We start from the raw sequence: 16,499 nt of genomic DNA, 5'->3' as shown, positions 1-16,499 counted from the left end.
AATGGTAGCAAAAAAATCGGAAGTTAGTGAAGCGGGAATCGAGCAAGAGAAAAAAGGTAAATTTGTTAAGAAAACAGCAAGTAAAAGTGTGTTAATAGGAGCTGCCTTTTTAATGGCTACCTCATCTATTGGACCAGGTTTTTTAACACAAACGACAGTATTTACACAGCAATTAGCGGCTAGCTTTGGATTTGTAATTTTAATCTCATTAATTCTAGATATTGTCGCACAGGTAAACGTTTGGCGAATCATTGCTGTTTCTGGCTTGCGTGGGCAAGAAATTGCCAATAAGGTGTTACCTGGATTAGGTGTTATCCTTGCAATTATGATTGTTACAGGTGGTTTAGCATTTAATATTGGGAACGTTGCTGGAGCTGGATTAGGGTTAAATGCAATGCTTGGCGTAAATCCAATTATGGGTGCCATTGTAAGTGCACTTTTTGCTATTTTTATATTTATCTATAAAGAAGCAGGAAAGGCAATGGACAAGGTTGCGCAAATTGCTGGCGGTGTCATGATTCTCCTCATGCTATTCGTTGCTTTTAAAACTTCACCACCTGTAGGAGATGCGATTGTAAACACCGTTTGGCCTAAAGAAATTAGCTGGTTTGCGATTGTAACTTTGGTTGGTGGATCAGTTGGGGGTTACATTACTTTTGCTGGTGGTCACCGCCTTTTGGACGCTGGCATCAAAGGACAAGAATCCTTGCCAGAAGTAACAAAAAGCTCTGTGACAGGGATATTGATTACTGGCGTAATGCGTATTGCTTTATTTTTAGCTGTTCTTGGTGTTGTTTCAAAAGGTTTAGTTATTGATCCTGCCAATCCACCTGCATCTGTATTCCAATTAGCTGCGGGTAATATCGGTTATCGTATGTTTGGTATGATTATGTGGGCTGCAGCGATTACTTCTGTTGTAGGTGCAGCTTATACATCCGTTTCATTTATTCGTTCATTCCACCCTAACATTGAAAAATATCATAATTGGGTGATTATAGCATTTATCGTCATTTCAACAACAACTTTTGCCTTGGTTGGAAAGCCTGTTAATGTGTTAATTTTGGTAGGTGCATTAAATGCACTAGTTTTACCATTATCACTTGGTATTATATTAGTTGCTGCACACAAAAAAGAAATTGTTGGTACATATAGGCATCCACGTTGGTTAACTGTCACTGGAGCAATGGTAGTTGTTCTTATGGGATATCTCAGCATTGTTACATTATTTGAAGAAATTCCAAAAGTTCTTAGTTAATCTAACAACCAAACAACCATCCATGAGCATCTTTTCATGGATGGTTAATTTATCTTTATTCAGCAGAAGACTCCCACCTCTATAGTTGGTGAGATGAATGCGATTTTTGTACCTTTTCAGTGGGTATCCAAACACCTACTGAATAAAAATAAAAGCCTCCGGCGGATGTCACGGATTTTCAAAGGAATGAATTGTGCTGGCACAATTCAAAATCCGGACGCAATTACGCCAAGGCATAATTGATAAGGAGTGAATTGATGATGACAACATATAGTGCTTTAGAGCCGAATGAAATCCGAAAACTAATTCGCAATCAAGAAATTTCTGGACCAACTTCTGGCATGTCGATTGGGTTTACCCAAGCAAATTTAGTGATTTTGAAGAAGGAGCATGCCTTTGACTTTCTACTATTTTGTCAGCGAAATCCAAAGCCATGTCCATTATTAGACGTGACAGAACCTGGATCATTTATACCTTCAAAAATTGCAAAAAATGCAGATATTCGCAAGGACATTCCGAAATATCGTATTTATCGGGATGGTATTTTAACTGAAGAAGTATTAGATATTACAGATTATTGGGAGGAGGATATGGTAGGTTTTTTAATAGGGTGTAGCTTTACATTTGAAACATCTCTTCTTGAAGCTGGTATTCCAATAAGACATATTCAAGAGAATGGTAATGTGCCAATGTATAAAACAAATATCGCGTGTGAGAAAGCAGGTGTGTTTGAAGGACCAACTGTTGTCAGTATGCGCCCTATGACTCCAGAGGATGCCATTCGTGCAATCCAAATTACTTCGCGCTTTCCAAATGTACACGGTGCACCAATTCATATTGGTAGTCCAGAACAGATAGGTATTACGGATATTTCAAAACCAGATTTCGGTGATGCCGTGTCCATTAAGTCAGGGGAAGTACCAGTATTTTGGGCTTGTGGCGTAACACCTCAGGCAGTAGCAATGGAAAGTAAACCTTCTATTATAATTACCCATGCACCGGGTCATATGCTAATCACTGATATAAAGGAAACAAGTTTGAGCATACTTTAAGGAATGATCGAGGACGTCTATTTATAGTAAGCGTCAAGGGGATGGGACAAAACCAATTTCTGAAATCTAAAAAGCTGGTGAAGTTTTACGACGAGTAAAATTCCATCAGCTTTGATTTTTTTTATAAGGCTCTGTTAAATAATATTGTTGATTTTTAATATTTACAAAGGACTTCAGTATTTAGAAGTCCTTTGTACTCAATAAATTACATTCCTAAAACGGTAATGAACTTAGTTGAGACACTTTTTTCATTTATCCACGAATGAAATTCGGTAATCATCGAGATAAGCTGCTTCAAGTTTGTATCATAGTTTTTCAAAAATTCTTCCTCGGAATTGAGGAACAGAAACCCTATAACATCCTTCAGTGAATGTGGATTAGGATTATCAGATAGATATTGTTTCATTTTTTCTAATTCCCAAATAATTAACTTCCAAGTTTCTATATCTATTTCATTGGCATCATAATAATCGAATTTCTTATAGCACTTTTCGAAGGCAGGCATAATATAGCCAAAGTTTTCTTCTGTAAAGAAAATTGAAGATGTATTCCAACATTTTACTTTATACTTATCAGGAAGAATCTCTATATAACAATTGTCTTCCAAGGTACTTAAATCATAAGTTATTTCAATCATTTTATCACCCCTTTAAACAGTAAATCTCAATAATCTGAGCTTTTTATAAGTTGCATCTGTTGAGAATAGGCAACTATCAATCACCCTTTTTGCTTACAGAAATAGAATCATTACGGAATCTGATTACATCTAGGAATTGAAACCAACTCAAATAATGGTTGAGGTATTTTGTTGCCACACCATTAAAACGGTTCATCCAGCCTTTCAGACGGCTATGATAGTTATTGGCATTTTGGAAATGGTAAAGTCCTTTTACTCGTTCCTTTCCATCCGATTTGGAGGGATAATGCTCTAACCCTTTATCTTTTGCATAGGTTTTGAAAGCCCGCTAAGTATCTGTACAAAGGGTATTCGATTAGGATAACTTGGCACTTTTGTCCTTTTTTATATAACCATTATAGAACGAAGGTTCGTTTTATTCAAATATCAACATAAACGAAAATGAGGATTGATTTCTTTAGTGGATGGCTAAAATAACAAAAAAGTGGATGGTACATTACAATTGAAATAATATTAATATATAATTTTTTATCAGGAGTAACACTGTTATAAGAAGAAAATGCAAGTTTTAAGGAACTAATGAGGTGTATATATATGGATTGGAAACCTGATAGAAAAGCGAAAAAGGCGATCTATAAACAACTCGCAGAATATATTGAAAAGGGCATTGCAGATGGTACATTTCCACCTGATAAACCATTACCATCAGAGAGATATTTAGCGAGTGCTTTAAATTTAAATAGAAGTACTGTCGTTCATGCATATGACGAATTAGAATCGATGGGGCTAATTGAAAGGACTAGAGGAAGCGGTACTACCATTAGTAAAGATATATGGGGTATAACAAAAAAGCGGATTCCTAGTTGGAATAGGTATATTGAGGCGGGTTCTTTTCTGCCGAGTCAACCTGTCACGCAAAAAATAAGAAAAGAAGCTGTTGAACATAAAATAATAAATTTAGCTTCCGGTGAATTGTCAGAAGAGCTTTTCCCAAAAAAAATTTTAAGCGAGATAACGTCAACACGTTCTTTTATTGGAAGCCTTGGATACGATCATCCACAGGGGAATGAAATCCTTAGAACTACTATTGCAAAACACGTGAAAAAAAGTCGAGGGATCGAAACTAATCCTTCTTCAATACTTATAACATCAGGAGCGCAACAAGCATTACATTTAATTGTGCAATGTTTGTTAAAGCCTGGAGATGCAATAGCAATAGAAGATCCTTCCTACAATTATAATCTTCCAATTTTCAAATCAGTAGGTATACAAATACATTATCTACCTGTCGATAAGGATGGAATAAACCCAGAAGATTTGGAGTTATTATATAAAAAACACCGAATCAAAATGATTTTTTTAAATCCATATTTTCAAAATCCAACGGGCTCCTTATTGAATAAAAAGAAAAAAGAAGCGATTTTAGACATATCCTCAAAGCTTGGAATTCCAGTAGTAGAAGATGATCCTTATAGTTTAACAGCTTTTTCAGGAGATAAAATCTCTACCCTAAAATCAATGGATAGGAATGGCAACGTATTATACATTAGTTCTTTGTCCAAAATTGTTGCCTCAGGATTAAGAATAGGGTGGATTATTGGCCCAACATCGGTGATTGAAAGGTTATCCGATGCGAAACAACAAATCGACTTCGGTCATTCTAGCTATACACAATGGGTAGCGAATGATTTTTTAGAATCAGAAAATTTTCAAATTCATATAAAAAGTTTAATTAAGGAATTAGAGAAAAGGAGAGATAAAATTATAGAAAGCCTCGATACTTATTTAAAAAATCAGGTGGAATATTCTATTCCTCAAGGTGGTATTCATATATGGTGCAAAATACTTAAAAATTATAATGAAACCCAATTGCTTGAAGAATCCATTAAAAGAGGCGTCATTTATGTTCCTGGTTCTACACTGGGATCCAAAGATGGTTTTGTTCGTTTTACTTTCGCGAAGGAAGATGAAGATTCAATCGATGAAGGAATCAAAAGGTTTGCAGAAGTCCTTAATAGTATATAGACAATTTGATGACTAAAAATGTGTTAGATTGGATGGCTAAAATATTTACAGGTGTGTTTGTTTGGAAAAAATAGGTTTATTATTGAGCGGTAAAAGGATTTTTTGTTACCTATTTGCTAATATATTTTCATTTTAACTGATTGTAGCGTAGGGCTACTCGACTCCCGTAGGAAAGCGAGTAGCCCGTAGCGGAAATCAGTCTCTTCGGGTGTATAAAAATGGCAAATCAACACACCAGATATTTTTATCCCTACGGTAAATGGATGGTCAAAAAAACATCGAATTGGATGGTTATAAAAAATAGTAATCCCTTATCATGAAGAGGTGGATGTTAAAGCATCGATATAGCTTAATTACTAATTATTCTTTATGAAACAATGTGCAATTAAGATAATAATATAGTAATTGCTACTAAAATGTTTAAATTATTGAAAGAGTTGATATGATATGACAACAGGTATGATTATTACGCTAGTGATTGGATCTATTCTTAAATTGATAATGAGCCCTCCCAGTATAGCTGTGGGATGGGGGGTAAGTAAATTTGAACTTCATAAAAAACTTGATTCAAAAGATGTTACGGTAACATTTAATGGAAATAATTTAGATGAGGAAGAAAAAAATAGATTTACAGACTATTTTAATAAAGCTTCCTTTTTGAAAAAACATTATATATTTCCAGGTAATGAAAAATTATTTTTACAACCAGAGACTAATGTTACCCCATTTATCATGAACGTAAAAAGAGGCAAAAAAGATGTTAATTTCTTTGTTTTTAGTTACGACAATCATGTTGATGTAGTCAAGAAGTACAAGGAGAAGGTTGTTTCATATAGTATTAGTTCTGAACATCTACAAAATTTCGCAGCTTTAACTACAAATGCAAATCATTAAAAAATTAGGGATTCGGTCACTGACGTAGAATCCCTTTTTAATACCCTGAACATTACGTCGAAATTATCTTCCACTTCAATTGAATGGAGGATTTTTTTATTACAAAAAAGTCGGGATTATATTACTACTCATCTTAGCACTTAATACTTGATGAAAAACTTCCTTAAACTTCTTTTAGCAAATGTTCGTAAAAAAGTTCTAAGAGGATGTTAGTCTAAAACCTTCGCATCCATGCGATAACGGCAATCTGACCTGCATTTTTAAAATCCTCCGACCTAAGGCAAACCGAATAAACCGAAATTGTGTCGTCCCTCATGCAAGCCAAGGCAAGAGTTTAAGGTCCAGCTACCGAAGTGATAGGCAGATGAAGTTTGATTTGAAATGGTAAATTTATTTATAATTGGAATAAAATTTAGTCTGGAACGTATTAAAGTAAAGGGAGGCTTCCTAAAATGATATTAATCATTTTTATCGTTGTAGCACTTGCAATTGTTACGTTTTCTTTAAGCCTAACTACAAGGAAAAAGAAAAAAAGAATAATAACGGGAATCGTTTTGTTGTTATCGGTTTTGACGTATCCACTTACTTTACCTTTGTTACACGAAACGAAGGTGATTCATGGTTTAGAAGGAACCGCTTCTTTAATTGTTTTTCATCTTCTTATATTGTTAGGTGGAATGATCGTAATCATTGCAGGTATTTTCACAAAAACGGAACCAAATGAAAGCATTGAATAATACTTCTATATCAACAAATTAGGGTTTTATTTCTTTGTTAAGAGCTGTAGATGAATGCGGATTTAAGCTTCTTCTCAGCGGGTGTTTAAACACTCGCTGAAATAGAGGAATCTCAGGCTAAGAACTTAACATCGTACTGTTATTGTTGTTGTTGCCGCTTCGCTTTCGCATGTAAGACATTTGTTGGCCTAAAGCCCATGGGGAATAGAAGCAGAAATAGAAGTAAAACACTAATTTTTGGGATAATTTTCGATTCATTATTCATCTTCCTAAAGTTGGTAGTATAATTGTAGAATCATACATTCATAAAGGAGAGAAATTGATGACAGCTCAACAACAGGCAGCAATGCAATCCATGATCGACTGGCTAGCAGATGAACACGAACTTGGGCAAGAGCCCAAGAAAATAGAAATTGCAGCAGAATTTGATTTATATGATATCCACTACTATATATTCAAGTATAAAAAAACTATTCTAGGAAAATGGCTCCTTGGCGTATGCGGAGGCTATGAGGATCCGTCTGACACTGAGCATTGCGGCCATGTATTCAGCGAGATGCAACCTTATGACCCTGCGACTGCAGAGCAAGAAGCTGTAAAGATGGTAGAATTAATCCGAGAATACTGGATGCAGCAGGCTGCAGCATATGAAGCTGCTCAATCCATGGAGGATGAGACGGAAACGCAAGATAATGGTTCTGGTATTTTTAACGGGTTTGTTCTGCTTAACTCTGCAGAATGTGATATTGATCAGATAAAGACCAACCTTTTGAATGATTGGAACATCACTTGCTCGTCAGTAGATGATGAGGAAAACGCCGAAGAAACAGAGGAAGGAACCTTGGTCTTTGAAGTAGACGACTGCATGTTAGCGGTTAGCTTTGTCGAAGCTCCCGTACCAGATGGTGAGGCTGAATATTATGCACAGGGAAATTACATGTGGAAGGAAGCCGTGGAGGTTACTCAAACGCATGTAGCTCAAATCATCCTAGCTGCATTTACCCGCTCCAGCTCCCCACTGGACAGTGGCAGGTTATACACTAAGCTGGCGGCAAGTTGTTTAAAGCTTCCTAACGCAATAGGGATCTATACATCTGGCACCGTATTCCAGCCTGAACTTTTTCAGGATATGGCTGAAGTCATGAAAAATGACGACATGTTTCCTTTACTGAATCTTGTTTATTTCGGCCTGGTCGGAACGGAAAAAGGGGTAGATGGATATACTTATGGGTTAAAAGCCTTTGGCAAGGATGAAATTGAAATTTTGGATAGTCAAGCAACTCCTGCCGAACTGCGTGATTTTTTGATTACGATTTCCGGATATATTGTAGAAGAGAATGTCACTTTAAGGGATGGAGAAACGATTGGCTTCTCAGCAGAGCAAAAGCTACCGATTTCCCGTTCCGAGGCAGTTTATGTCGATGGGGATACTCTCAAAATCAAATACTAGTTTCATGACCAAAAGACACCGTAGCAGGTGTCTTTTTTGCTTCATAATCCCATTTCCAATTGTAAGTGAGGGGAGGGATACCATCTTTTTAACCTTTAAGATGTTAGCTTCATACAATGTTGAAATGTAGATACCTTTTACAATACAGCCTTTGGTCGTTCCGGATGTTGTGCTTATTTAAGCATCTTGTTCGCGTATGATTCATTTATTAAAATATTTTTATGTTGTATAGCAAGGTTAACTAACTTAAATTCAGCTTTGCGTATATCACCTTTGATGCTGTTTAGCTCGTTCCAAGCCAAATCATACAAAGATTTATCAATGATGCCATTCAAATAAGCTTCTTCTAATTCATCAGCATCTTTCTCAATCAACTCTCCTGATGGTAACAAAATAAGATCTAAAAATAGATCATCCATATAAGGAACATTATCTTCTATTGCGTTTCTATGGCAAATATCGATATACCATTGAATTATTTCTCCGTTAGCATTAAACATAGTTGTTACAGAATGGTTTTTTTCGAGGGGAAATTGTTGTAACCATATATAACCGTTATCAACAATACATAGTTTTTTCTCTCCATAATTCACGAATAAAGGTTCAGTAACTAGGACTGTTTTCAATAAAGTTATAAAACCCTTGAATTCTCTAGTGTCAAGGTATGACTGACTATACTTTCTTTCGATAACCCGCGACCATTCCGAACGGTCACCGAACTTTCTTTTAAGCATACTGAACCTCCAAACTCATTTTAAATAATGGGGATACAAATCTTTATGCTGCCATATCCAGTTTTTCATCTCAAGGATCATTTCTTCATAGCTCGGTACGGTAAATGAAAAATCTTTTCTTGTGTTGACTAGTGTTTTATCAATGTTTACGGGGGGATATGGCTGGATCGTTACTTTATTTTCCTTGAAATGCGTATTGAATAATTGCAGTAACTCAAATTTTGAAATACTGCTATTGTTGACGAGGTGGTAGAGGCCTGTTGTACCTTCAAGTGCTGCACGTTCAATTGCTTTTGCTAATGTTAGGGTCGTAACTCCGGTCCATATTGCACCCGTATAGCCGCGAATAGTATTATGTTGTTTCATAAACCAATTAAAAAGGCCAATACCATCCTCCTTCAAATCAGGACCGATGATAGAATTACGAAACGTTAGATGTTGAGTGCTTTCAATTTCTCCTAGCCCCTTCGTACGGTCGTAAAAGGTTTCCCCATCACGAAGGCTTTTTTCATGATAGGGAGCGGCTTTTCCTGAGAATACACAATCTGTACTTAAATGAATAAGCTTAGTGTTACTGTTTGTTAATAAAGATTCAATGGCATGAGGCAAATAACTATTGAGATATACACTTTTCTCGCGGTCTGTTTCACAGGCGTCATTTAATACACCGATACAATTGACCGCAACATCATAGTCGTGATCTAAAACTAGTGCTTTTAAAAAATTTGTATCTGTAATATCTCCCGTAATATTATTTCCGCAAGAAAAGGCTGATCGCGAATAGGTTGTTACGTCATGCCCTTGGGCGTACAAATAGAGTGAAATCGTGTGGCCAGCCATTCCAGTAGCTCCAAGTACTAAAAATTTCAAGGTTTTCCTCCCATCCAATTTTGTAATTCTTCTTGAATGAGCGGAAGCTTTAATAATTTTTCTTTTATTTCAGCGACGGATAGTATTTTCGTATTAGTAGAGTTGTATTCGTCGGTTAACGTAATTTTAGGAGAGCCCTCATCAAGATATTTTCCATAATTTAAATCACGGTTATCTGCAGGGATTCTATAAAAATTCCCCATATCAATGGCCTTCGCAGCTTCTTCCTTTGTTAATAACACTTCGTAAATCTTTTCGCCATGCCGTGTTCCGATAGTTTGTATTTTATTTTGAGCTTGAAAAATTTCTAGTAATGCCTGTGCTAAATCCTCAATATAAGCAGCTGGTGATTTTTGCACCATAATGTCCCCGTTGTCAGCGTGTGAGAAGGCGTATAAAACTAATTCTACTGCCTCATCAAGGCTCATCATAAAGCGTGTCATTTTAGGATCGGTAATCGTTAAGGGCTTGCCAGCTTTAATTTGTTCGATAAATAAAGGAATAACAGAGCCCCTTGAAGCCATGACATTTCCGTATCGTGTTCCACAAATCAATGTTTTATCTGGATGAACCATTCTAGACTTAGCAATAAACGTTTTTTCCATCATAGCCTTCGAAATTCCCATTGCGTTTACTGGATAAGCAGCCTTATCTGTAGACAGGCAAATAATTTTTTTAACACCAGCTCGAATACCCGCGGTTAAAACATTATCAGTGCCTAGAATGTTCGTCTTAACTGCTTCTAGTGGAAAAAATTCGCAAGAGGGGACCTGCTTAAGAGCGGCTGCATGAAAAACAAAATCGACATCATACATCGCATTATGAATGCTTTGGATGTCACGTACATCGCCTATAAAAAATTTAATTTTAGGATGTTGATAGAGTTTCCGCATATCATCCTGCTTTTTCTCATCTCTTGAAAAGATGCGTATTTCCTTAATGTCGGTATTTAAAAACCTCTTTAATACTGCATTACCAAAAGAGCCGGTGCCGCCAGTAATGAGAAGAACTTTATCTTTAAACATTGTATTGTTAATTACACCTCCTGCATGCATGGAAATAAGGGCGTTATTTTAATCCTCTTCGATGTAAATCATATTCAGAATTCTCCCTTGGGAAGTTATACCAGTATGCCAATTCATTTGTATATTTACTTGTCGGGTTCTTATCCATTAAAGCACAATTAAAATCCCAATCCCCGGCAATATCTTTTCTTATGGTAAAGGTTGCATCACCAATAAAACTTCTTCGAATAATTTTAAATTGTCCAGGTAATGTGTATCGGTTTGATTCATCTTTTATAAATGCATAGCCTGCCTTTGTAAGCATGTTGTAGTAGTAAATATCAAACTGACCATCTACTTGGGCTAAGACGTTTCGAATAGCGGGTAAGTAGTGATCATCACTATCTATGATAGCTACATAGTCACCAGTAGCTTCTGCGATACATCGATTATAGGCTACACTAGCACCCAAATTAGTTGGATGAGTAATTATTTTTAAGGCAGGACAGTTTTTTTGATAGTCCTCTAATAGGGCTAAAGTATTGTCGGTTGAGCCGTCATCACAAACGATAATTTCATAGGCGTATTCTTTAGGAATACTTTCTAACAATGTCAATATCCATTCGTCACTATTGTAGGCTGGTGATAAAAAACTGATTTTCATATAAAACCTCGATTCTTTTATTGTTAGTAGAAATGTTCAATAGGCGTAAGTAGAAGTTTTATAAAGTCTATACTTTTTACTTTGATTGACATAAAGGATTCTTTATTACAATATGCGTTGCAAGAGTGGTTCTGTAGGCAATTGCTTACATTCGTTAGTTATTTAAAAGAGAGAAAAGCACTTTAAAATAAGGTGATTTTACTAGTGTGATAACAGTACTTATACTAATCTTTTCACATTATTGAACAAGAAATCATAATTTAATGAAACGCTTCATTTAAAAAAGGGGGATGTTATGTCAAAAAAGATAGCCTTCATATGTAGTGTGGAATCGTATAAGCTCTCCGACGCACATATTTTCAAAGATTTATGCCTTGTTCCTATTTTGTTAGGTGAATACTTAGGCTATGATGTCACAATTTTAACGACTGAAATGAATGAAGCATTATTGAAACAAACCTTTCCTTCTGTCACTTTTCAACATATTCCGTTTGAGGATGACTATGTTGCTAATATGAATAGTTATTTAATAGAGCATGCGAAGGACATAGATATTGCATTTGCGATAGGGCCTTATCCATCGTATTTATCGATCTTAAAAACTTATAAAAAGTTTAATCCAAACGGAAAAATTTATATGAAATTAGATGTTAATCGGTTTTGGTTAAGTCGATTAAAAACCTATCCATATTTTTCGGAGTTACTCCAGCTTTGTGATGTGCTTTCCTCTGAATGTGAATCCATTCAAAGCTCTATTCATGAATTTACCAATTTGGATATTAAACGTATTCCTAATGGCTTTTATGAACTGTTTCAAACAGAGCCTGTTCCATTTCAAGAGAAAAAAAATAGAATAGTAACGGTAGGTCGTTTAGATGCTCCTGAAAAACAAATTCTTTTAGCAGTCAAAGCATTTTTAGAAGCACAGCTTGCAGATTGGGAGTTTCGGTTAATAGGTCCAATGTCAGAGGCGTTTAGACAGGAGCTATTGAACGTGCTGGATGGAAATCCATTTGCAGCACAGGTCATAATGTTGGGACCGATTTATGATAAGATGCAATTGGAAGAGGAGTATAGAAAGGCTAAAATTTTTTGCCTTACCTCTTTAGTAGAATGCTACGCTCATGTATTTGCTGAGGCCGCAAAGAATGGTTGTTATATCGTTACGACTGATGTTGATGGGGCTGCAGATATTACCCATAATCAGCGCTTCGGGATAATTCATCCGACTCATGATTGGCAAAGTGTTGGGCGGACATTACAGCAAGTAACGAAACAGGAAGGGTTATTGGCAGATGCATGTGAACACCTCCAGACTTTCGCAAGAGCGGAATTAAATTGGAAACATATTGTGCAAAAAGTAGCCGAATATTTAGAGGAAAAGCCAATCGAATAAGAGGAGTATATAACGAGAACAGTGCGACCATTCGTCGCTAGAAGGGGAATAAAGCACGCTTCTTCGTGACCAACACCTTTAAATAAGTACCCCTTGAAAAGAGTGTTTAGTTGGAGCGGAAATAAACCCATGTTATTGTGAATAAAACACGAATGCTTCATAAAAAATCCCCTAGATTTTTCATCATCTAGGGGATAATTCTTTTACACTTTCTTCAACTGAAAATTCTATTTTTCTCAGTTCAATGGTGTATTTTATTTGATTTCAAGTGTATATGGTTGAGAACTAGCTTTGCCGTAATATTCACTTACTTCAATAAAGTAAGTTCCTTTATCCAGTGTGATTGTACCTACTTCAGCATCTCCAGCTCCGTAATAATCAAAAGTTTCTACTGTTTTTCCTTTTGCATCAATAATACGGATGACGCCATCTAGTGCTTTTTCTGTTTTAAGAGAGAAGGACACATCGCGTTTGCTGTCGTTTTTAAATTCGAAATAGTCTTTATCACCAAATTGAACACCGGCATTTAAATATTGATTAGCTACCCATTTACCGTCTTTTTTCGTAAGTACAGTCGGTTTTGTCGGTACACCGTTAACTATCTTGGAATCTGCATCTTCATCAGCTTTTTTATGATCAAACAATGTTAAATTATACGGTTGGATTGATAATTGTCCATTATTGCTTCCGTTAAGAACAATAAAATACCCGTGAGCCTGTTTTGCTTTAAAAGAAGTATTTACATCTGTTGTCCCGCCAAGACCGAGTAGCATTTGGATGAGATCTTCACCTTGTCCAAATTGAATTTCTGTTGCCATTTCTTTTGGATCAATTTTTTTATTGCCATTCGTATCTTCTATAATGGAGCCTGAAAACTTCAAGTCATTTTGAAGTTCTTTTGGTAATTTATCTAGCTGTTCTTTTGTATATGGTACAGAAGAAATAAGAAGGCTTATGATTTCATCTTTGCCATATTGTTTATAATAGTAGAAATCTGTATTATCTTGATAAATGAGATGATCTTTGTAAGTTGTACCAGGTTGAATCTTAATAGCAGTCTTTGGTGTATTATTATTGATATTATCCTCTTTTGGAATAGCTGCCATTTTACTTGTTTTAAGTGTATACGGTTCAGAAGAACGGTCACCAAGATTCATTACTTTTACAATATAGGTTTTATCCTTTTTCAATGCAATTGTCTTCGCTTCGTTTTCATCAATTGATGACCCAAGAAGTAGACTAAGTAACCCCATATCGTTAGTTAATGAAGAAACTGGGATTAATTCTTTTGTTTCCTCATCGTATTCAAATATAGTACCAGCTGGTGATTGGTTTATACCTTTTTGAATGTTGAAACCATAAACGGCATTTTCTTTAGCTGTAAATTTGAAGTAATCTTCATCATCTTCAGTTTGGAAGTATGCTTTTTGATCTTGACCAATATTAAAACCAATCGCTTGTTCCATAATTTGCTCAACGTTTTCCGGCTGATCCATAGCATCTGGATTCATGAACATATTCATAAAATCATTCTTTTGATTACGTTTTTTTGCTGTATATTCATTAAAAGATAAAAGATCGTCATCGTCTTCTACGCTGCTTTCTAGCATTCCTTCTAATGAAAGGCCGTCTTCATCTTCAGGAAGGGTAACGACTTCACCTTTTAATGTGTAAGGAATGATGGATTCACTAACAGTTGCTTCAGTATCAATACCGCCGCTATAGAACATTTCAAGTGTAGAATTGTTACTGTTTTCATTAGAGACGCCGATTACATACTTTTCATTAGGCTCAGCATCGACAACTAAGCTTACTCCATCGCCTGTATCCGTGCCGTAAGACGCTCGGATTGGATATGCCCCATCTAATTCTTCAGCATCGTCTATCTCTGTTGGGAAGTCTTCCTTTAAATAAAGCTCCATGGATGCAGTAACACCTGGAATCCCAGTTAAATCAAATTTCAGTGTCGTTGGTTCATTTACTGAAAATGTAAAATAATCTTTGTCACCTAGATGATCTTTAGAAAGTAGGGTATAGTTTTTCCCTTCTGTACTGAATGGGAATTTTTCAATGTTCTCCATATGCTCCATATCTAATGAATCAATTGGTAATTCTTTAGTCGTTTGAGCTGTGAAGACATAGTTAGAAGCACCTTTTGAGCTATAGTTGCCATTATGGTCTTTAACTCCAATTAGAAGGGTTCCTTTTTGATCTGCATTAAATAGGTATCCTTCTTGTTTGCCTACACGAACATCATTGACGTTAATTGGTTCTACTTTTTTATTAGAACCTTCAGGGTAGAAGTACAAATCAAATGCATAATCATATTTGTCTGCACCTTTTAATGTCAGTTGAGCATAGTCATTTTCATCAAGATCAACCTTGTACCATTTCTTTTCGTCCGGTTGGCTGAATGAACCTTTTTCAGTATTTAATGTATCCTTTTTTAGGACTTTAGCGTTCTTCAAGCTCTCTTCTTTTGTTTCTGAATACTGTTTTGGTAAATCTTTTATATTAAACTGTAATGCATTCACAGGATCTACTAGACCATGTCCATATGTAAGATCATAGCCTGTCTCACCTAAATCCTTTGCAGTCTTTTCAAGAATAGCTTCTATTTCAAAAGGCTTTAAATCTGGATATTTTGATTTTAAAAGTGATGCTACACCGGCAACAACAGGGGATGCCATCGATGTTCCACTAAATTTTACAAAGGATGATCCTTTTTTCTCATCATGAACTGTACTGTAAACATCTTCACCTGGAGCTACTAGGTCAACTGATGGACCATAGTTTGAATAGCTTGATAATTTGTTTCGATCATTCGTAGAACCTACACTTATAACGCCTTCGTAAGAAGCAGGGAAGGAGTAATTATCTGTCGATTCATTCCCAGCAGCAGCTACAATTGTAACTCCATTTTCAATCGCTTTCTGAACGGCTTCCTCCATTAATGGAGATTCACCATAGCCGCCAAGACTCATATTGATAACATCAGCGCCTTGCTCGATAGCATAAAGGATGCCTTGTGCAATGACGAAATCATTAGCACCATCTTTTCCGTTAAATACATCGATCGGAAGCAGCTTGGCCTTAGGATTAATCCCGTGTCCTCCAATACCATTATCTTTTGCAGCGCCAATAATTCCTGCTACATGTGTACCATGGTCACCAGGATAAGAAGTATTGGCAGGTGCTGCAGCATTATATGGAGGTAGTACTTGAGATTTTAAATCTGGATGTTTAAAGTCCACACCAGAATCGATAACTGCTACTTTTACATCATTTTTACCTGCTAATTGTAGAGCTTTATCAATTTGAAGTAGATTTAAATGGTACATATCCTGTTTCTTTGGATCTGTTTTCGTACCAAAGGAATGATACACATAGCTTGGGGATACACTTTTAACCCCTTTTTGCTGAGCGTAATATGAAACTGCTTTTTCTAAATTTGTACCTTTGTTAAGTTGGATAACATCGTAACCTAAAGAAGGAATAGAGCGGATCACTTTTGTTCCAATTTTGTTATGCACACTCTTATCAAGACCAGAATGTTTAACAATAATCGTATCCTTACTAATCCATTCTTTTTGATTTTTGAATGCTTGGTCCTTATTGCTAGCTACTTTCACTACATCTTGGTTCTTTGCTGTTTTTTGTGGAGCTTCAGCAAAGGCAGAAGCAGCAGGAACCATTAGTGCGGCAGATGCTACTAGAGCAACTGATTTTTTCGTCCAGTTTTTCAACTGTTTTCCCTCCTTGGGTCGTTAATTATTTGTGA

General features: G+C 36.0%; 13 protein-coding genes and 1 pseudogene. 7 read left to right on the top strand and 7 right to left on the bottom strand.

Annotated elements, in window-relative coordinates:
* Position 1 precedes the first annotated feature (1 nt).
* Complete coding sequence (locus AC3WSK_RS07950; protein ID WP_492412132.1) at positions 2–1,255, top strand: NRAMP family divalent metal transporter; 1,254 nt, start codon at positions 2–4, stop codon at positions 1,253–1,255.
* Between the two features lie 260 nt (positions 1,256–1,515).
* Positions 1,516–2,307: a putative hydro-lyase gene (locus AC3WSK_RS07945; protein ID WP_079561834.1), complete on the top strand. Its 792-nt coding sequence runs from the start codon at positions 1,516–1,518 to the stop codon at positions 2,305–2,307.
* 205 nt (positions 2,308–2,512) lie between these two features.
* Here the strand turns inward: AC3WSK_RS07945 and AC3WSK_RS07940 are convergent, their stop codons facing one another.
* Both AC3WSK_RS07940 and AC3WSK_RS07935 read right to left on the bottom strand, forming a co-directional pair.
* The gene (locus AC3WSK_RS07940; RefSeq protein WP_427483784.1) at positions 2,513–2,944 is read right to left on the bottom strand and encodes a hypothetical protein; all 432 of its coding nucleotides are present in this window, start codon (positions 2,942–2,944) and stop codon (positions 2,513–2,515) included.
* A 12-nt stretch (positions 2,945–2,956) separates the two neighbouring features.
* Positions 2,957–3,296 (bottom strand): annotated as a pseudogene (locus AC3WSK_RS07935) (IS1595 family transposase); the annotation flags it as partial.
* Positions 3,297–3,538: 242 nt separating this feature from the next.
* Between AC3WSK_RS07935 and pdxR the strand changes: the two are divergent.
* The 4 genes from pdxR to AC3WSK_RS07915 all read left to right on the top strand — a co-directional run bounded on the left by pdxR (position 3,539) and on the right by AC3WSK_RS07915 (position 8,050).
* Complete coding sequence (gene pdxR, locus AC3WSK_RS07930) at positions 3,539–4,969, top strand: MocR-like pyridoxine biosynthesis transcription factor PdxR (RefSeq protein WP_492412135.1); 1,431 nt, start codon at positions 3,539–3,541, stop codon at positions 4,967–4,969.
* 447 nt (positions 4,970–5,416) lie between these two features.
* The gene (locus AC3WSK_RS07925) at positions 5,417–5,863 is read left to right on the top strand and encodes a YfmQ family protein (RefSeq protein ID WP_079561968.1); all 447 of its coding nucleotides are present in this window, start codon (positions 5,417–5,419) and stop codon (positions 5,861–5,863) included.
* A gap of 452 nt (positions 5,864–6,315) precedes the next feature.
* Positions 6,316–6,600 carry a hypothetical protein gene (locus tag AC3WSK_RS07920; RefSeq protein WP_427483781.1) on the top strand — a complete coding sequence of 95 codons (285 nt, stop codon included), beginning with the start codon at positions 6,316–6,318 and terminating at the stop codon, positions 6,598–6,600.
* Positions 6,601–6,922: 322 nt separating this feature from the next.
* Positions 6,923–8,050 (top strand): DUF4261 domain-containing protein, encoded by a 1,128-nt coding sequence (locus AC3WSK_RS07915; RefSeq protein ID WP_492412138.1) that lies wholly within the window; start codon positions 6,923–6,925, stop codon positions 8,048–8,050.
* A gap of 173 nt (positions 8,051–8,223) precedes the next feature.
* Here AC3WSK_RS07915 and AC3WSK_RS07910 read toward each other — a convergent pair whose 3' ends face one another.
* The 4 genes from AC3WSK_RS07910 to AC3WSK_RS07895 are packed head-to-tail and all read right to left on the bottom strand — an operon-like array spanning position 8,224 to position 11,322.
* The gene (locus AC3WSK_RS07910; protein ID WP_427483779.1) at positions 8,224–8,784 is read right to left on the bottom strand and encodes a ribonuclease FAU-1 family protein; all 561 of its coding nucleotides are present in this window, start codon (positions 8,782–8,784) and stop codon (positions 8,224–8,226) included.
* A 15-nt stretch (positions 8,785–8,799) separates the two neighbouring features.
* Complete coding sequence (locus AC3WSK_RS07905; RefSeq protein ID WP_492412140.1) at positions 8,800–9,654, bottom strand: SDR family oxidoreductase; 855 nt, start codon at positions 9,652–9,654, stop codon at positions 8,800–8,802.
* Positions 9,651–10,679, bottom strand: a complete 1,029-nt coding sequence (locus AC3WSK_RS07900; RefSeq protein WP_079562096.1) for a polysaccharide biosynthesis protein — start codon at positions 10,677–10,679, stop codon at positions 9,651–9,653. Before AC3WSK_RS07900 ends, AC3WSK_RS07905 begins: the two co-directional genes overlap by 4 nt.
* Positions 10,680–10,722: 43 nt before the next feature.
* Positions 10,723–11,322: a glycosyltransferase family 2 protein gene (locus tag AC3WSK_RS07895; RefSeq protein ID WP_492412143.1), complete on the bottom strand. Its 600-nt coding sequence runs from the start codon at positions 11,320–11,322 to the stop codon at positions 10,723–10,725.
* 295 nt (positions 11,323–11,617) lie between these two features.
* On the opposite strand from AC3WSK_RS07895, the gene AC3WSK_RS07890 reads away from it, so the two are divergent.
* The gene (locus AC3WSK_RS07890) at positions 11,618–12,718 is read left to right on the top strand and encodes a glycosyltransferase family 4 protein (RefSeq protein WP_492412145.1); all 1,101 of its coding nucleotides are present in this window, start codon (positions 11,618–11,620) and stop codon (positions 12,716–12,718) included.
* Between the two features lie 254 nt (positions 12,719–12,972).
* Here AC3WSK_RS07890 and AC3WSK_RS07885 read toward each other — a convergent pair whose 3' ends face one another.
* Positions 12,973–16,464: a S8 family peptidase gene (locus AC3WSK_RS07885; protein WP_492412147.1), complete on the bottom strand. Its 3,492-nt coding sequence runs from the start codon at positions 16,462–16,464 to the stop codon at positions 12,973–12,975.
* Positions 16,465–16,499 lie beyond the last annotated feature (35 nt).

The sequence above is a fragment of the Lysinibacillus sp. EB271-A1-10B genome, assembly GCF_058791335.1.
Note: the sequence above shows the minus strand (reverse complement) of the source record. Positions and strands in the feature narration are given on the sequence as shown.

Coding starts and splice junctions, on each gene's coding strand:
- AC3WSK_RS07915 (WP_492412138.1), top strand. CDS start 6,923: ATGACAGCTCAACAACAGGCAGCAATGCAATCCATGATCGACTGGCTA.
- AC3WSK_RS07940 (WP_427483784.1), bottom strand. CDS start 2,944: ATGATTGAAATAACTTATGATTTAAGTACCTTGGAAGACAATTGTTAT.
- AC3WSK_RS07920 (WP_427483781.1), top strand. CDS start 6,316: ATGATATTAATCATTTTTATCGTTGTAGCACTTGCAATTGTTACGTTT.
- AC3WSK_RS07910 (WP_427483779.1), bottom strand. CDS start 8,784: ATGCTTAAAAGAAAGTTCGGTGACCGTTCGGAATGGTCGCGGGTTATC.
- AC3WSK_RS07950 (WP_492412132.1), top strand. CDS start 2: ATGGTAGCAAAAAAATCGGAAGTTAGTGAAGCGGGAATCGAGCAAGAG.
- AC3WSK_RS07925 (WP_079561968.1), top strand. CDS start 5,417: ATGACAACAGGTATGATTATTACGCTAGTGATTGGATCTATTCTTAAA.
- pdxR (WP_492412135.1), top strand. CDS start 3,539: ATGGATTGGAAACCTGATAGAAAAGCGAAAAAGGCGATCTATAAACAA.
- AC3WSK_RS07900 (WP_079562096.1), bottom strand. CDS start 10,679: ATGTTTAAAGATAAAGTTCTTCTCATTACTGGCGGCACCGGCTCTTTT.
- AC3WSK_RS07895 (WP_492412143.1), bottom strand. CDS start 11,322: ATGAAAATCAGTTTTTTATCACCAGCCTACAATAGTGACGAATGGATA.
- AC3WSK_RS07945 (WP_079561834.1), top strand. CDS start 1,516: ATGACAACATATAGTGCTTTAGAGCCGAATGAAATCCGAAAACTAATT.
- AC3WSK_RS07890 (WP_492412145.1), top strand. CDS start 11,618: ATGTCAAAAAAGATAGCCTTCATATGTAGTGTGGAATCGTATAAGCTC.